This is a genomic window from Roseitalea porphyridii (assembly GCF_004331955.1).
Taxonomy (GTDB): Bacteria; Pseudomonadota; Alphaproteobacteria; order Rhizobiales; family Rhizobiaceae; genus Roseitalea; species Roseitalea porphyridii.
In genome coordinates this window covers 404,653-420,103 of record NZ_CP036532.1, presented here as the reverse complement: position 1 = coordinate 420,103, position 15,451 = coordinate 404,653, and the positions used below count along the sequence as shown (strand labels likewise).

15 protein-coding genes are annotated in these 15,451 nt (G+C 66.3%); 10 read left to right on the top strand and 5 right to left on the bottom strand.

Annotated elements, in window-relative coordinates; all coding sequences use genetic code 11:
* Nucleotides 1–6: 6 nt before the first annotated feature.
* Both E0E05_RS02045 and E0E05_RS02040 read left to right on the top strand, forming a co-directional pair.
* Nucleotides 7–189 carry a hypothetical protein gene (locus E0E05_RS02045; RefSeq protein WP_131615184.1) on the top strand — a complete coding sequence of 61 codons (183 nt, stop codon included), beginning with the start codon at nt 7–9 and terminating at the stop codon, nt 187–189.
* 111 nt (nt 190–300) lie between these two features.
* Nucleotides 301–1,242, top strand: coding sequence for a histidine kinase dimerization/phosphoacceptor domain -containing protein (locus E0E05_RS02040; protein ID WP_131615183.1), 942 nt, complete (start codon nt 301–303; stop codon nt 1,240–1,242).
* A gap of 19 nt (nt 1,243–1,261) precedes the next feature.
* On the opposite strand, the gene E0E05_RS02035 is transcribed toward E0E05_RS02040, so the two are convergent.
* From E0E05_RS02035 to E0E05_RS02025, 3 genes are all read right to left on the bottom strand, one after another.
* A complete protein-coding gene (locus E0E05_RS02035) occupies nt 1,262–1,606 on the bottom strand; it encodes a DUF5368 domain-containing protein (RefSeq protein WP_131615182.1) in 345 nt (114 codons plus the stop codon).
* Between the two features lie 21 nt (nt 1,607–1,627).
* Nucleotides 1,628–2,938, bottom strand: coding sequence for an NAD(P)/FAD-dependent oxidoreductase (locus E0E05_RS02030; protein ID WP_131615181.1), 1,311 nt, complete (start codon nt 2,936–2,938; stop codon nt 1,628–1,630).
* A 196-nt stretch (nt 2,939–3,134) separates the two neighbouring features.
* On the bottom strand, nt 3,135–4,106 hold the full coding sequence (locus E0E05_RS02025; protein ID WP_131615180.1) for an NAD(P)H-dependent flavin oxidoreductase: 972 nt from the start codon (nt 4,104–4,106) through the stop codon (nt 3,135–3,137).
* A 185-nt stretch (nt 4,107–4,291) separates the two neighbouring features.
* Here E0E05_RS02025 and E0E05_RS02020 point away from each other — a divergent pair, with 185 nt between their 5' ends.
* Entirely contained in the window at nt 4,292–5,569 is a 1,278-nt protein-coding gene (locus tag E0E05_RS02020) for a hypothetical protein (RefSeq protein WP_131615179.1), read from the top strand.
* 7 nt (nt 5,570–5,576) lie between these two features.
* Here E0E05_RS02020 and ppk2 read toward each other — a convergent pair whose 3' ends face one another.
* Nucleotides 5,577–6,467: a polyphosphate kinase 2 gene (gene ppk2, locus E0E05_RS02015; protein ID WP_131615178.1), complete on the bottom strand. Its 891-nt coding sequence runs from the start codon at nt 6,465–6,467 to the stop codon at nt 5,577–5,579.
* A gap of 219 nt (nt 6,468–6,686) precedes the next feature.
* Between ppk2 and E0E05_RS02010 the strand changes: the two genes are divergently transcribed.
* The 7 genes from E0E05_RS02010 (at nt 6,687) to phoB (ending at nt 14,436) form a co-directional block, all read left to right on the top strand.
* Nucleotides 6,687–7,982 (top strand): ATP-binding protein, encoded by a 1,296-nt coding sequence (locus tag E0E05_RS02010; protein WP_244597874.1) that lies wholly within the window; start codon nt 6,687–6,689, stop codon nt 7,980–7,982.
* A 133-nt stretch (nt 7,983–8,115) separates the two neighbouring features.
* A complete protein-coding gene (locus tag E0E05_RS02005) occupies nt 8,116–9,150 on the top strand; it encodes a substrate-binding domain-containing protein (protein WP_039730541.1) in 1,035 nt (344 codons plus the stop codon).
* Between the two features lie 148 nt (nt 9,151–9,298).
* Nucleotides 9,299–10,786 carry a phosphate ABC transporter permease subunit PstC gene (gene pstC, locus E0E05_RS02000; protein ID WP_131615176.1) on the top strand — a complete coding sequence of 496 codons (1,488 nt, stop codon included), beginning with the start codon at nt 9,299–9,301 and terminating at the stop codon, nt 10,784–10,786.
* Nucleotides 10,783–12,105 (top strand): phosphate ABC transporter permease PstA, encoded by a 1,323-nt coding sequence (pstA, locus tag E0E05_RS01995; RefSeq protein ID WP_131615175.1) that lies wholly within the window; start codon nt 10,783–10,785, stop codon nt 12,103–12,105. Before pstC ends, pstA begins: the two co-directional genes overlap by 4 nt.
* A 95-nt stretch (nt 12,106–12,200) precedes the next feature.
* Complete coding sequence (pstB, locus tag E0E05_RS01990) at nt 12,201–12,947, top strand: phosphate ABC transporter ATP-binding protein PstB (protein WP_244598024.1); 747 nt, start codon at nt 12,201–12,203, stop codon at nt 12,945–12,947.
* A 43-nt stretch (nt 12,948–12,990) separates the two neighbouring features.
* A complete protein-coding gene (gene phoU / locus E0E05_RS01985; RefSeq protein ID WP_131615173.1) occupies nt 12,991–13,713 on the top strand; it encodes a phosphate signaling complex protein PhoU in 723 nt (240 codons plus the stop codon).
* Between the two features lie 30 nt (nt 13,714–13,743).
* A complete protein-coding gene (gene phoB / locus E0E05_RS01980; protein ID WP_131615172.1) occupies nt 13,744–14,436 on the top strand; it encodes a phosphate regulon transcriptional regulator PhoB in 693 nt (230 codons plus the stop codon).
* Between the two features lie 135 nt (nt 14,437–14,571).
* Here phoB and E0E05_RS01975 read toward each other — a convergent pair whose 3' ends face one another.
* On the bottom strand, nt 14,572–15,126 hold the full coding sequence (locus E0E05_RS01975; RefSeq protein WP_131615171.1) for a GcrA family cell cycle regulator: 555 nt from the start codon (nt 15,124–15,126) through the stop codon (nt 14,572–14,574).
* Between the last annotated feature and the right edge of the window lie 325 nt (nt 15,127–15,451).

Sequence of the window (15,451 nt, the reverse complement as noted above, 5' to 3'; positions counted from 1 at the left end):
TTGCCAATGCCCGAACCAAGCTGGATTTTCTTTCTCGCCATGGCGACATTCGCCGTGGCGATCGGATTTGCCATTGCGTCGATGCTGCGCGCCCGTCGTGACCGCAAGAACCACACCGAGTCGGCGGCGGACCGCGAGAAGGTCGTGCGCGCCCGCGAAGAACGCATCGAGCCGCAGCCGAAGCGGTAGCGTGCCCCGGCCGGCCGTTGCCAACTCGGGACACTGAGGATATTCTCGTCGCGTTCCGCTTCTGTCGTTTTGTGTCGGGTGACCGTGTCGGGCACGTCAACAAGCGAAACTGTGCCGGATCAAGGCGGGCTTGCATCCACTCTAGATGGCTCGCCGGTCGCCGTGTGGGCGCAGGACGCCGATCTTCGCTATCTGTGGATCTTCAACCCGTCGATGGGCCTGTCGGCCGAGACCATGATCGGCAAGACCGATCGCGATGTGCTCGACGAGCCCACCGCCGATCGTCTGACGGCCCTCAAGCGCAAGGCCATGAATTCGGGCGAGGATGTGCGCGAGACGGTGCGCACCCTTCGCGACGGCCATGACGAGACGCACGACCTGTTCATCAAGCCCGTCATGGACGATCACGGATCCGCCGTCGGCGTGAGCTGCGTGGCGACGCGGCTTCCGGATTCGGCTCTGACGCTCGCCGACGAGGCCAACCACCGCATCAAGAACAGCCTGCTCATCGCGCAGACGCTGCTGCGCATGCAGCGACGCGAATCCGGCGATGCGGCCGCGCGCGAAGCGTTGCGCAACGCCGAAGGCCAGTTGCAGTCGATCGCCCGCTTCCACGGCAAGCTGGCGGCGGGCAACGCGCATGGCTGGGTGAACATCAGGGACTATCTGGAGACGACCTGCGCCGATCTCGTCGAGACGTTCGCCGAGGATGGCCGGCTCGAAGTGACGACCGATATCGTCGACGAGAATGTCGACGGTCAGGCCGCGCTCAAGCTCGCGCTGATCGTCAGCGAACTGATCACCAACGCGTTCAAGCATGGCAGCGGCCGCGATCGGCTGCTCGTGCACGTGGCATTCATGGACGAGGGCGATCGTCGGCGCCTTGTTGTGGAAGACGATGGCGAGGGCCTGCCGACCGAGTTCGACCCGGACAGCGACGAAGGCATCGGCATGCGGATCGTCCGGTCGATCTCGGCCGAACTGGGCGCGCACCCGCAGATCGATCGGCGGTCCTCGGGCGCGCGTTTCGTCTTCGACTTCCCCGACAGCTGAGGCGCCGCTACGCCTCGCGTCAGCCGCCGCCCAGCAGGGCCTGAACGGTATAGGCCAGGAACGTCAGTCCGATCGCGCCGGCAAGCCCGATCAGGATCAGCGCGATCACGTCGATCGGGCCGCCGATGTCGCCGAAACCCGACCGGGTGATGAAGAAGACGAACCAGATCGCCGCGAACGCGCCGACGGGCGCGACCAGTTCGGCGCGCAGGAACCAGCGGCTGCGCAGCGACCGGTCGCGGATCACCACATAGACGAACGCGACGGTGATCAGCGCCGCGGCCGCGACCATGACCCAGAAAAGGGCCTGGCCAAACATCTCCTCGAGCACGGCGATCAGGGTTCCGAATGTGAGTTCTTCCATGGTCCTGCTCCTCCTTTTCGCTCAGGCCCGGCCGCGCAGCATGGCGTTGTAGGTCGCCTTGAGCGCGATCTCCTTCATCAACCACGAGACCCACAGTTCCTCGAGCGGCGCGATCACGCCGGGGAATGAGGGCACGAGGTTGTTGTCGTAGTCGAACTCGATCAGCATGGCCCGGCCGACGCGGGTGATCAGCGGGCACGAGGTATAGCCGTTGTAGACCTCCTCGCCCTCCCTGCCCTCGATCTGCGCGACGAGCTGGTCCTCGACGACCGGCACCTGCCACTTGGCCGACGCCGCCGTCTTGCCCTTGGGCACGCCGGCGACATCGCCGGCTGCGAACACCTCCGGATAGCGGCGATGGCGCAGCGTAAAGGGATCGACCTCGACATAGCCCTCGCCGACCCATTTGTCGGCCCATGGCAACGGCGAGTTGCGCACCACGTCAGGTGCGCTCATCGGCGGGATGACGTTGGTGAAATCGAACGGGATTTCCTGATCGCCCTCGGGGGTCGCAAAGGTGGCCACCTTGCGGCCCGGATCGATCGCCTTCATCACATGCTCGTAGCGCGTGTCGAAGCCGCGCTCGTCATAGAGCATGCGCACCTTCTCGTTGACGATCGGCACGCCGAACAGCGATTTCGAATGGGCCGCATAGACGATTTCGGTCTTACCGCGATTGCCTTTGCGGCGCGCATAGTCGTCCGTGAGGAAGGTGTATTTGAGCGGCGCGCCGGCGCATTTCATCTCGGTCGCCGGCCGGGTGAACAGGCCGACGCCGCCCTCGTCGGTGAACCGGTCCATTTGGCGCCACGTGGCCTCGGCCGCCTCGGGGCTCGCATAGACCGAGCCGATGCCGTCCTTGCCGATCAGGCTGACGTCCATGCCCTCGATCTGGTCGTAGTTGAGCTTCAGTCCCGCGGCGACGACAAGATAGTCATAGCCGACCGTGGTGCCGCTGTCGGTGGTCACGGTCTTCGCCTCCGGGTCGATCTCGGCGGCGCCCTCCTCGATCCAGTTGACCGAGCGGGGCAGCCAGTCGGACGTGCCGCTGACCGAGTAGCCCGATGGCTTGAGCCCGGCCGCGATGAGCGTGAAGCCGGGCTGGTAGAGATGGCGCTTGCGCGCGTCGATGATGGTGATCTCGGCGCCGTCAAGGCGCGCCGAAAGGCGGTTGGCGAGCGACGCGCCGGCCGCGCCCGCGCCGATGATGACGATCTTCGCCGACGTTGCCACCTGCGCGCTGACGGGACGCGCGCGCACCGCGCCATAGGTCAGCGCCGATGAGCCGAGCGCGGCGGTCAGAAACTGACGCCGCCCGATTTCGAAAGCCATGTCATCCTCCCGAACGTGTTGTCCCGCCGTCCTGATAGCCGGATCGGCGACCGTGGAGCATGATCTATATCAAACTTGGCTTATATTCATATGCGCCGTTGGACGAAGAAGGGCGTGCACGCCCGCGCGTCGCCAACCGCGAAGACCGCGCGACGTCGACAGGGGGAACGGTCGGTTGAAGGATGGCGGCCGGACGCTACGGCGTCGACGCCCCGCCGCAAAGCGCAGTCCGGGCGGCGCGGTATTCGGCGTCGAGCTGGTCGACATAGTCGGCGACCGGGCGGACGGCCCTGACCGCGCCGATGCCCTGGCCGCAACCCCAGATGTCCTTCCATGCCTTGGCGCCGGTCGCCTGCGAGAAGTCCATCTTGGACGGATCGGCCTGCGGCAGGTCGTCGGGATCCATGCCGGCCTTTTCGATGGAAGGCTTGAGATAGTTGCCCGAGATGCCGGTGAAATAGTTCGAATAGACGATGTCCTTGGCCTCGCAGTCGACGACCATCTGCTTGTAGTCGTCGACGGCGCGCGCCTCGTCGGTGGCGATGAAGGGCGAGCCGATATAGGCCATGTCCGCGCCCATCGCCTCGGCCGCCAGAACCGCGCCGCCGGTGGCGATCGAGCCGGACAGCAAGAGCGGGCCGTCGAACCATTGCCGGATCTCCTGCACCAGCGCGAACGGCGACAGCGGGCCGGCATGACCGCCCGCGCCCGCGGCGACCGCGATCAGCCCGTCGGCGCCCTTGCGGATCGCCGAATTGGCGTGGCGGTTGTTGATCACGTCGTGCAGCACGATGCCGCCATAGGAATGGATCGCCTCGTTGACCTCCGGCACCGCTCCAAGCGAGGAGATGACGATCGGCACCTTGTACTTCACGCACATGCGCAGATCGTGCTCGAGGCGCGTGTTGGAGGTGTGAACGATCTGGTTGACCGCGAAAGGCGCGGCGGGCCGGTCCGGATTGGCCTTGTCGTGCGTCGCCAGTTCCTCGGTGATCTGGGCGAGCCACTCGTCAAGCTGGCTTTCGGGCCGCGCGTTCAGCGCCGGGAACGATCCGACGATGCCCGCCTTGCACTGGGCCAGAACCATCGGCGGATGCGACAGGATAAACATCGGCGCAGCGACGACGGGCAGCCGCAGGTTCGTCTTGAGGATATCGGGCAGGGCCATGAGACGCTCGATTTTTTGACGTTTTCGTAAACGTAAGCTCTATCAGGTTTGCGCCACCGTGCAAGGCATGCCGGCTTTGGCGCGCCGAAATGTGGCCGCATTCGCCGGTTCAAGCCGGATTTGGCCGCGAAAACGCCCTGTGGGGCGCTTCGGCCGCGGGCTTTTCAGTGTCCCGCAATTGTGTCATGGCCAATGAAGACACGCGGCCCGAACGCCGCCGGCCGAGCGAGTGGATGGGGATCGCGACGGTGAACAGCCTCGAACAAGCGTTGCGCAGGGCGCTCGAAAAGGGCGACGCAACCGACCCCGCCTTTCGCCGGCGGGTCTACGAGGCGGCCGCCACGGCGATGCGGCGCTCGCTGACCGAGCGCAACGAGGCCACCCCGGAACGGCTCGACGAACAGACACGCAGGCTGGGCGAGGCGATCCGGACCGTGGAGACCGAGTTGCGGGGCGCCGGCGCGCCGGTCGATCCGGCGGACATTGCGCCGCCAGCGCCCCCTCCCGTCGAGACGCCGGCACGCCGCGCCGACGATGTGGTGCCACCGATCGATCCCGAACCGCGACGCCAGACGCCCGAGCCCGCCCCGGCCGTCAGCCCGGCACCCGATCTCGGCCCGCCCGAACCCCGGATCGACGCCCCTGCCGCCGACGATCCGGTATCGCCCGCCGCGGGCGCCGGCCAGGCAGGCGGTGATCATCTTTATGTCGAGGCGCGCCCCGATGCCCGCCGGCGCGAGGCCGAAGCGGTGCGCGCCGAACGCGCGCCGCCCGTGCGCCGATCGCCGCTGCGTACCGATCGCGGGCCGTTCGCGACGATCTTCGCGGTCGTCGTCGCCGTTGCGCTGGTGTTCGGCGGGCTCTGGTGGGTGTTCACCTCGGGCGCGTTCGTCAGCCAGGAGGCGCGCGACACGTCGGTGCGCAATCCGCCGCCGCAGATCGAGGGCGAGGACTTCGCCGGCCGCGACCCGGGTACGGCGACCGCGCCGCAACGGGCGAACGAAACGCGCGGAGACGGCGAGTGGGTGCAGCTTTTCGATCCCGCCGACCCGGCCGTGCTGCGGCTCGAGGGCGGGGCCACCGCCTCGATCGAGAGCGACCCGTTCGGCGACTATGCGCGCCTGATCACGCCCGGCGGCGAAGGTCGCGTCTATATCGACGTGCCGCCCGGCGTGCTGCAGCGGCTGGCCGGCGGCCGTGTCCAGATCAGCCTGCGCGCGCGCTCGGACGACGGCGAGCCGACGCAGATGTCGGTGACCTGCGAGTTCGGGCCGCTCGGCGATTGCGGCCGGCGGCGTTTCAACGTCGACCAGGCCGAGACCGAGTTCCTTTTCCATGTCGACCTGCCGCAGGGCTCGGCGCCGCGCGAGCCCGGCTTCGTCATCCTGCAGACCGACATCGAGGGCGGCGACCGGGCGGTCAATCTGCTCTCGGCGCGGATCAGGCCCGCAGCCGCCGAGTAGCGGACGCTCAGTCGTCGAGCATCTCCAGGCCATCGCCGATGATGTTGGGATCGGGCTCGCCGATCGCCTCGAGGTCGCGACCGTCGAACTCGATCGCCCGCAGGATGTGCCGGAGCACCGCGATGCGGCCGCGCCGCTTGTCGTTGAAGCGGACCACCGTCCATGGCGCGTGGCGGGTGTGCGTCGCCGCGATCATCTGGTTGCGGGCACGCGTGTAGTCGTCCCATTTGTGCATGCCGATGATGTCGATGTCCGACAGCTTCCAGTGCTTGAGCGTGGAATGGCGGCGGTCGTGGAACCGCTTGAGCTGGGTCTCGCGGCCGATGTTCAGCCACAGCTTGAAGAAGTGGATGCCCTCGTCGACGATGATGCGCTCGAAGTTGGGCGCGTCGCCGAGGAAGGCGGTGTGCTGCTCGGTCGTGCAGAACCCCATCACCGGCTCGACGCCGCCGCGATTGTACCAGGAGCGGTCGAAGGCGACGATCTCGCTTTCGGTGGGGAAATGGTCGACATAGCGCTGGAAGTACCATTGGCCGCGCTCGCGGTCGGACGGCTTGGGCAGGGCGACGACACGCGCGTGACGCGGATTGAGATATTGGCGGAAGCGGCTGATCGTCCCGCCCTTGCCGGCCGCGTCGCGGCCCTCGAACAGCGCGATGATCCGCTCGCCGGTCCGCTGCATGTGGCCCTGGAGCTGGACGAGCTGTTCCTGCAGGGCGCGCAGCTGTTCGTCGTAGAGGTCGCCGTCCATCTTGTCGTCATAGGGATAGCCGCCGGCGATCAGGTCGCGATCGTCCACCCAGTCCGGCAGGTCCGGATCGTCGATATCGAACACGCGCGTTTCGCCTTCGACGTCCACCTCGATCTGCCGTCCATACTCCACGTCCAGTGCTGTCATATCGCCCCTTCCTGCGGCGCCCCCGCGCCACACCTTGTCATCACCATGCAACAGGGCGCACGCTAACCCGGCGCCGGCGCAATGCAAGCGGCCCGGTCGCAACAAACCGGCTTCCGTTGGGCGCCGTTGCGCCATAATCAGGGTTAGCCTTTCCGGCGCTGCAGGTACGCGATGCATCCCGACGACGACAAACCGAACTGGGCAAGCCGGATGGCCGGAATGCGCCGACGCCTCGTCTCCAACCGGTTCCCGCTTGGCGCCGCGCTGTTCCTGTTCGGCGCGCTCGTCGTAGGCGGCCACATCACGACGGGGCAGTTCGCCGTCCTCGGCGCGATCATGGTGCTGGTCAGCGCCTTCGCGCCGGTGCGCACCATCTCCGAGCGGCGCCGCGCGGCGGCCGGCGCCGGCGGTGCGCTGCGCCAGGAGGTCAGTCTCTACGGCGCCGCGCTCGACGGCATCCCCGATCCGCTGCTGCTGATCGACCGGCGCGGCACGGTGCGCCACGCCAACGCGCAATATCGGCGCGTGCTCGGCTCCATGCAGCCGGGCACCTCGGTGCTGATCCGGTACCGGTCGCCCGAAGTGCTCGACATGATACAGTCGGCGCTCGCGGGCGGCTCGCCGGCGCCGGTCGAACTGGTCGAGCGGACCCCGCGCGAACACTGGTTCCTGGTGTCGATCGCCGCACTGCCGCGCGTCGGCGAGGGCCAGCGCGACTTCCTCGTCCACTTCCGCGACCTTTCCGAGGTGCGCCGCGCCGAGCGGATGCGCACGGACTTCATCGCCAATGCCAGCCACGAGCTGCGCACGCCGCTGGCCTCGCTCGCCGGCTTCATCGAGACCCTGTCGGGACCGGCGCGCGACGATGCCGCCGCCCGCGACCGCTTCCTGGCGATCATGCACGAGCAGGCCGAGCGGATGTCCCGGCTGATCGACGACCTTCTCTCCCTGAGCCGCTTCGAGACCGCGCTGGGCCGGTCCGACTTCGCCCGCGTCGACCTGATCGATGCGCTCGTCCATGTCGTCGGCGCCTTCCAGCCCGTGGCCGCGCGCGACGACATCACCATCGCCTTCGACCGCGCCTCGGTTCCCGGGGCCCGATGCGAGGTGCATGGCAGCCGCGACGAGCTGATCCAGCTGTTCGACAATCTGGTCGAGAACGCGATCAAGTATGGCGGCGACGGCAAGCGCATCGACATCACCGCCCGGCCGGCCGAGCTTGGCGGACTGGCCGCGATCGCGGTCGAGGTCCGGGACCACGGGCCGGGCATCGCCGAGGAACATCTGCCGCGCCTGACCGAGCGGTTCTACCGGGTCGACGTGGAAACCAGCCGCGGCAAGCAGGGGACCGGTCTCGGTCTTGCGATCGTCAAGCACATCGTCACCCGCCACGAGGGACGCCTGACGATCCGCTCACGGCCGGGCGAAGGCACGACGGTGCTTGTCACAATTCCCGCCCTGACACCGGAAAAGCCGATCCGGAAAATGGAAAATACTGTAGAAACAGACAGTTGAACTGTCACAAAACTGTTTCACGCCTGTCATAAAAGCCACATCGCGGGGCCGCTACAACGAGGCCCGCCAGCCCTAGTTGGCAGCCACGGCCGCCTTGCGGCATTTTGGACACGAGCCCTATCGGGAGTTACCCATGAAATCCTTGAAAGTTGCACTCGTTGCAGCCCTTGGCGCAACTGCGCTGACGACCGCCGCCCAGGCGCGCGATCAGGTGCAGATCGCCGGCTCTTCGACCGTTCTTCCCTACGCCACGATCGTTGCCGAGAACTTCGGCGAGACCTTCCCCGACTTCCCCACGCCGATCGTCGAGTCGGGCGGTTCGTCGGCCGGCCTGAAGGAATTCTGCCGCGGCGTCGGCACCGAGTTCATCGACATCGCCAACGCTTCGCGCCAGATCCGCGACAGCGAAGTCGAAGAGTGCGCCAACAACGGCGTCACCGAAATCCAGGAAATCCGGATCGGTTATGACGGCATCGTCTTCGCCACCGACATCAACGGCCCGGACTTCGCGCTCGAGCCGATCGACGTCTACAAGGCCCTGGCCGCGCAGATCACCGTCGACGGCGAACTGGTCGACAACCCGAACGAAACCTGGGCCGACGTGAACCCCGACTTCCCCGATTGGGACATCGCCGCCTACATCCCGGGCGAAAAGCACGGCACCCGTGAAGTGTTCGAGGAAAAGGTGCTGCTGGTCGGCTGTGAAGAAGCCGGCGACATGCAGGCCCGCATGGATGCCGGCATGGACGAGGACACCGCCGAAGAGAACTGCTACGCGGTCCGCAAGGACGGCGCTGCGGTCGACATCGACGGTGACTACACCGAGACCCTCGCCCGCATCGACGCCAACAAGGAAGGCATGGGCGTGTTTGGCCTGGCCTTCTACGAAAACAACACCGACAAGCTGAAGGTCGCCACGATGAGCGGCGTGACCCCGTCGACCGAGTCGATCGCCTCGGGCGAATACCCGGTCTCGCGTCCGCTGTTCTTCTACGTCAAGAAGGCTCACCTGGACGTCATTCCGGGCCTGCGCGAGTATGTGGCCTTCTTCACCTCCGACGCGATGATCGGCCCGAACAGCCCGCTGTCCGACTACGGCCTGGTGGCCGCGCCGGAAGAAGAGCGTGAAGCCGTCCGCGAAGGCTTCGAGTCCGGCGAAACCCTTTAAGGGTCCGCGTCCGGCACACATCGATGACGCGGCTACGGCCGCGTCATCCCGCTTCGGCCCCGATGGCCGGCCGGAGCCCGAATAAGAACCGACGTCCGCGCAGCCGCCTCAGGCATGACGCGACGCTGAGAACCGGGGTTGGCTTGGCATGTCTGTCGCATTGCTCGTAACGATCGTGCTCGTTCTGGGTGCGGTCGGCTATCTGGTGGGCGCGGCGCGCTCGCGCAACGTGGTCGCCGGCGAGACGTCCAAGCTTCATTCCCGTCCCGGATATTACGGATCGTACGTTCTGATCTGGGCCACCATTCCCGCCCTTCTCGTGCTCGCGGCGTGGGTCTTCACCGCGCCGGTCGTCATCGAGAACCAGATCCAGGCCTCGATCCCCGCCAACGAACGCATCGACATGTCGCCGACCCAGCAGGGGCTGGCGGTCAACATGGTCGAATCGATCGCACGCGGCCTGCGCCTTCTGACCGAACAGGAGATGACGCAGGCCACGGCGGGCTTCGTCCGCCTGCGCCCGCTGCTCGCCGAAAAGGGCGTGGCCCTCGCCGGCGAGGGCGAGGACTGGATGATCGGCTCGGCCCAGCTTCTCAACCGCCTGACCGACACGAGCCGCCTGTGGCGCTCGATCCTCGTTCTGGGCCTGTCGTTTGGCGGATTCGCACTCGCCTTCATCCAGATCAGGGCCCGGCTGCGGGCGCGCAACCGGGTCGAGGGCGTCATCCATGCCGGTCTCGTCCTCGCATCGACCGTCGCCATCCTGACGACCATCGGCATCGTCCTTTCGATGCTGTCGGAGACCGGACGCTTCTTCTCCGAGGTGCCGCCGCAGGACTTCTTCTTCGGCACGGTGTGGGATCCGCGCTTCGCCAACGCCGAGGATCCCGACGCCGCCGGTCAGTTCGGCCTGATCCCGCTGCTTGCCGGCACGCTTTACATCGCCTTCGTCGCGATGCTCGTCGCGGTGCCGATCGGCCTGTTCGCCGCCGTCTACATGTCCGAATATGCCGGTCCGCGCTTCCGCGCGATCGCCAAGCCGCTGCTGGAAGTGCTCGCCGGCATCCCGACGATCGTCTACGGCTTCTTCGCGCTGATCACGGTTGGCCCGTTCCTGCGCGATCTTTCCGCGCAGATCAGCGGCATCGCCACCGGTGATGTCAGCGGGTTCATCTCGGCGCAGTCCGTGCTCACGGCGGGCCTCGTGATGGGGATCATGCTGATCCCGTTCGTCTCCTCGCTGTCCGACGACATCATCAGCGCAGTGCCGCGCTCGATGCGCGACGGCTCGCTCGGCCTCGGCGCCACGCGGTCCGAAACCGTCAAACGGGTGATCCTGCCCGCCGCGCTGCCCGGCGTCGTCGGCGCGCTCCTGATGACCGCCTCGCGGGCGATCGGCGAGACGATGATCGTGGTCATGGCCGCCGGCATCGCCGCCAACCTGACCATCAATCCGTTCGAACCGATGACGACGGTGACGGTGAAGATCGTCAGCCAGCTCACCGGCGACCTCGAGTTCACCTCCCCGCAGACGCTGGTCGCCTTCGCGCTCGGCATCACGTTGTTCTTCATCACGCTGGCGCTGAACGTCTACGCGCTCTACATCGTCCGCAAGTACCGGGAGCAGTACGAATGACCGACGCCACGCTGACGTCCGGGAAGACTGCGCCCGCCCGCAAGACGGGGCGCCGCGACATCGGCCTGAAGGGCCGGTACGCCGCCGAGCGCCGCTTCCGCGCCTACGGGCTGATCGCCATCGGCCTTGGCCTTCTGTTCCTTTTCCTGCTGCTCGCCTCGATCATCATGGACGGCTACACCGCCTTCCGGCAGACGAGCATCCAGCTCAACATCAATTTCGACGAGCAGGTGATCGATCCCGACGGCGGGCGCGACACGAGCTCGATGGCGATGCTGACGGCCAACTACCCGCTGCTGGCGCAAAGGGCACTGTACGACGAGCTCGGCATCGGCGAGGACGACAGCGACGCCCAGCGCGACGCGAACGCGCTCCTGTCGCAAGGCGTGCGGACACAGCTTCGGGACATGGTGATAAGCAACCCCGACATCATCGGCACGACGCAGCCGGTCTGGGTGCTCGCGCATGGCGACGTCGATTCGGCCTTCAAGGGGCAGTTCGATCTGTCGATCGACGAAAGCCGGCGGCGCGTCAACGACCGTCAGGTCGCGTACATGGACCAGCTTGCCGAGGACAATGTCCTGCAGCAGCGGTTCAACACCGGCCTGTTCGTCAACGGCGCCTCCAGCCGCCCAGAGACCGCCGGCATGGGCGTTGCAATCGTGGGCTCGTTCTACATGATGCTGATCGTCCTGGTCCTGGCGTTGCCGATCGGCGTGGCGGCCTCCATCTATCTTGAGGAATTCGCGCCCAAGAACAGGCTGACCGACATCATCGAGGTGAACATCAACAACCTCGCCGCGGTACCGTCGATCGTCTACGGACTACTGGGCCTTGCCGTCTTCATCAACTTCGTCGGCCTGCCGCGATCGGCGGCGATCGTCGGCGGTCTGGTGCTGACGCTGATGACGCTGCCGACCATCATCATCGCCACGCGCGCCGCGCTGAAGGCGGTGCCGCCGTCGATCCGCGACGCGGCGCTCGGCGTCGGCGCCTCGAAGATGCAGACCGTCTTCCACCATGTGCTGCCGCTCGCCGCGCCCGGCATCCTGACCGGAACCATCATCGGCCTGGCGACGGCGCTGGGCGAGACCGCGCCGCTGCTGCTGATCGGCATGGTCGCGTTCGTCGCCGACTATCCGGCCACGCCGTTCGATCCGTCCACGGCCCTGCCGGTGCAGATCTACATGTGGTCGAACCAGGCCGAACGCGCCTTCGTCGAGCGCACGTCGGGCGCGATCATCATCCTTCTCGGGTTCCTGGCGGTGATGAACATCACGGCGATCATCCTGCGCCGCCGCTTCGAGCGCCGGTGGTAACGAACATGAGGACCACGGACATGAAAGTCGACACCGAACAGGGCTTCGCCGATACCAGCGCGGCGGTGGCCGGATCCAACGAATTCCCGGTCAAGATGAATGGCAGGAACGTCAACGTCTTCTACGGCGAGAAGCAGGCCATCATCGACGTGAACCTCGAGATCCGCGAACGGCAGGTGACCGCGCTGATCGGCCCGTCCGGTTGCGGCAAGTCGACCTATCTGCGCTGCCTGAACCGGATGAACGACACGATCGAGGGTTGCCGCGTGACCGGCGAGATCACGCTCGACGAGGAGGACGTCTACGATCCGAACGTCGACGTGGTCGAACTGCGCGCGCGGGTCGGCATGGTCTTCCAGAAGCCGAACCCGTTCCCCAAGTCGATCTACGAGAACGTCTCCTACGGCCCGCGCATTCACGGCCTGGCCCGCAACAAGGCCGAACTGGACGAGGTGGTCGAGGCCAGCCTGCGCGGCGCCGGCCTGTGGGAGGAGGTCAAGGACCGGCTGCTGGAGCCCGGCACGGGCCTTTCGGGCGGTCAGCAGCAGCGCCTTTGCATCGCGCGCGCCATCGCCGTGTCGCCAGAGGTCATCCTGATGGATGAGCCCTGCTCGGCGCTCGACCCGATCGCCACGGCCATCGTCGAGGAGCTGATCGACGAGCTGCGCCAGAACTACACGATCGCGATCGTCACCCACTCCATGCAGCAGGCCGCGCGCGTGTCGCAGCGCACCGCCATGTTCCATTTGGGCGAACTGGTCGAAGTCGACGATACCGAAACGATGTTCACCAACCCGTCCGAAAAGCGCACGCAGGACTACATTACGGGACGCTTCGGCTGAGATGGACGAACAACCCGAAAACACCGACCCGAGCGGACCCGCCATGATGTCACAGCACACCGTCACCGCGTTCGAGGAAGACATGAGCTTCCTGGCGCACAAGATCGCCGAAATGGGCGGTCACGCCGAGCGCATGCTGGAGCAGGCCGTCCGCTCGCTGGTCGAGAACGACCGCCAGCTCGCGCGTCGGGTCATCACCGATGATCTGGTGCTCGACGAGGCGCTGGCGCTGATCGACGACAAGTCGGTGCTCGTCATCGCCCAGCGTCAGCCGGTCGCCAGCGACCTGCGCGAGGTGTTCGCGGCGATCCGCATCTCGACCGATCTCGAACGGATCGGCGATCTGGCCAAGAACATCGCCAAGCGCGTCGAGGCGATCAACGAGGGCAGCCACGGCGTGCGCCTGGCGCGCGGCATCGACCATCTGTGCGAACTGGCGCTGGCCCAGCTCAAGGAGGTGCTCGACGCCTACGGCACGCGGTCGACCGACAAGCTGTCGATGATCCGCGATCGCGACGACGAGATCGACGCGATGTACACCTCGCTGTTCCGCGAGCTTCTCACCTACATGATGGAAGATCCGCGCAACATCACGACCTGTACGCACCTTCTGTTCTGCGCCAAGAACATCGAACGCATCGGCGACCATGCCACCAACATCGCCGAGGCGGTCTACTACATGGTGGAAGGCGAGAAGATGCCGCCCTACCGGCCCAAGGAAGACAAGAGCCACCGCATCAGCGTGGACCCGAACGAGGACGACTAGGGTCGAGATTACTGACGGAAGACGACAGCCATGAGTGCGACACCCACGATCATGGTCGCCGAGGACGAGGAAGCACTGAGCGTCCTCCTTCGCTACAATCTGGAATCGGAAGGCTACAAGGTCAGCACGGTGCTGCGCGGCGACGAGGCCGAGATCGCCCTGCAGGAGACGCCGCCCGACCTTTTGATCCTGGACTGGATGCTGCCGGGCCTGAGCGGCATCGAGCTGTGCCGGCGCCTGCGCGCGCGCACCGAGACGCAGCGCCTTCCGATCATCATGCTGACCGCGCGGGGCGAGGAAAGCGAGCGCATTCGCGGCCTGTCGACGGGTGCCGACGACTATGTGGTCAAGCCGTTCTCGACGCCGGAACTGATGGCCCGCGTCAAGGCGATGCTGCGCCGCGCGCGGCCGGAAATCGTCGCCTCCCTGCTCAAGGTCGGCGACATCGAACTCGACCGGGAGACCCATCGGGTCTACCGCAACGGCCGCGAGATCAAGCTGGGTCCGACCGAATTCCGCCTGCTCGAGTTCTTCCTGCAGGCGCCGGGTCGGGTCTTCTCGCGCGGCCAGCTGCTCGACGGCGTTTGGGGCGAGAACATCTATGTCGACGACCGCACGGTCGACGTGCATATCGGCCGGCTGCGCAAGTCGATCAATTATGGCCGGCTGCGCGACCCGATCCGCACCGTGCGCGGCGCCGGCTACGCGCTCGAGGGCAACTGAGAGCGCTTTCCGCCTTTGCGGACCCGGTCGGACACGGCAACCCTCCCGGCATTTTCCAGGCAGACAAACAAAAGGCCGCGGCGGGGTCGCCACGGCCAATCTGTTACGCCATTGTTTTTGGGGAGAAGCTCTGTGTCAGCGCGGTCTCCTGCGCTCGTTCTGCTGGAAGGCCAGCTTGCCGTGATACTTGCAATAGGGTGACTTCTCCTCGGTCGAATGACCGCAGAAGTAGAACTCGTCCGTCAGCGGATCGCCATAGGGCCACTTGCAGGTATTCTCGCTCAACTCGGTCAGCGGCAGACGCTTGGCGATCGGAACGACCACGTCCTCGATCGGCCGAAGGTCCGGCGCGACCAGCGCCTCGGCGTCCGGGCTCTGCTTGAGCGCGGTCGCCGTCATGCCGCGCGATACGGCCGTGCCGCCGCGCACGGTCGACCCGCCATAGGCGCTCGTACGCGTTCCACCGCCCTGGTGGACGGCGCCGGCGACCCGCGGCGGCGCGGTCGTCCGTTTCGGCCGCGGTGCGCTGCTCTTGGTGCTCTTGGCGCGGCCCGAAAGCTTGAGACGGTGCACCTTGCCGATCACCGCGTTGCGGCTGACACCGCCGAGCTTGGCCGCGATCTGGCTTGCGCTCAGACCGTCCGCCCAGAGTTTCTTAAGCAATTCAACACGTTCGTCAGTCCAGCTCACGATCGTCTCCATTTCCATACGCAGAATCCGGACCTGTTGCTCGGTCTCACTGGGAAGGACCGGCGAACCTACGCGCGACCTGGGAACGATATTCTGCGGGGCGTCCTGCTCCGTCCGCTCAAGCTACAATAGCGGTTGACTCCTGTTCAAGAGTCGCCAACGGGGACTGAATCGATTTTTCCCTTTATCCCCAGTTTGGCCAACCGCCCAAAAGCTTCTGTGGACCCGCCGGGTGGCGGCTTGTTTGCGGCGCAATTGACGAAACGCCGGCGCCCGACTATGCATGACGGGCCGCTCGCAATGGGCGGCATTTTCGTTTGGCGAC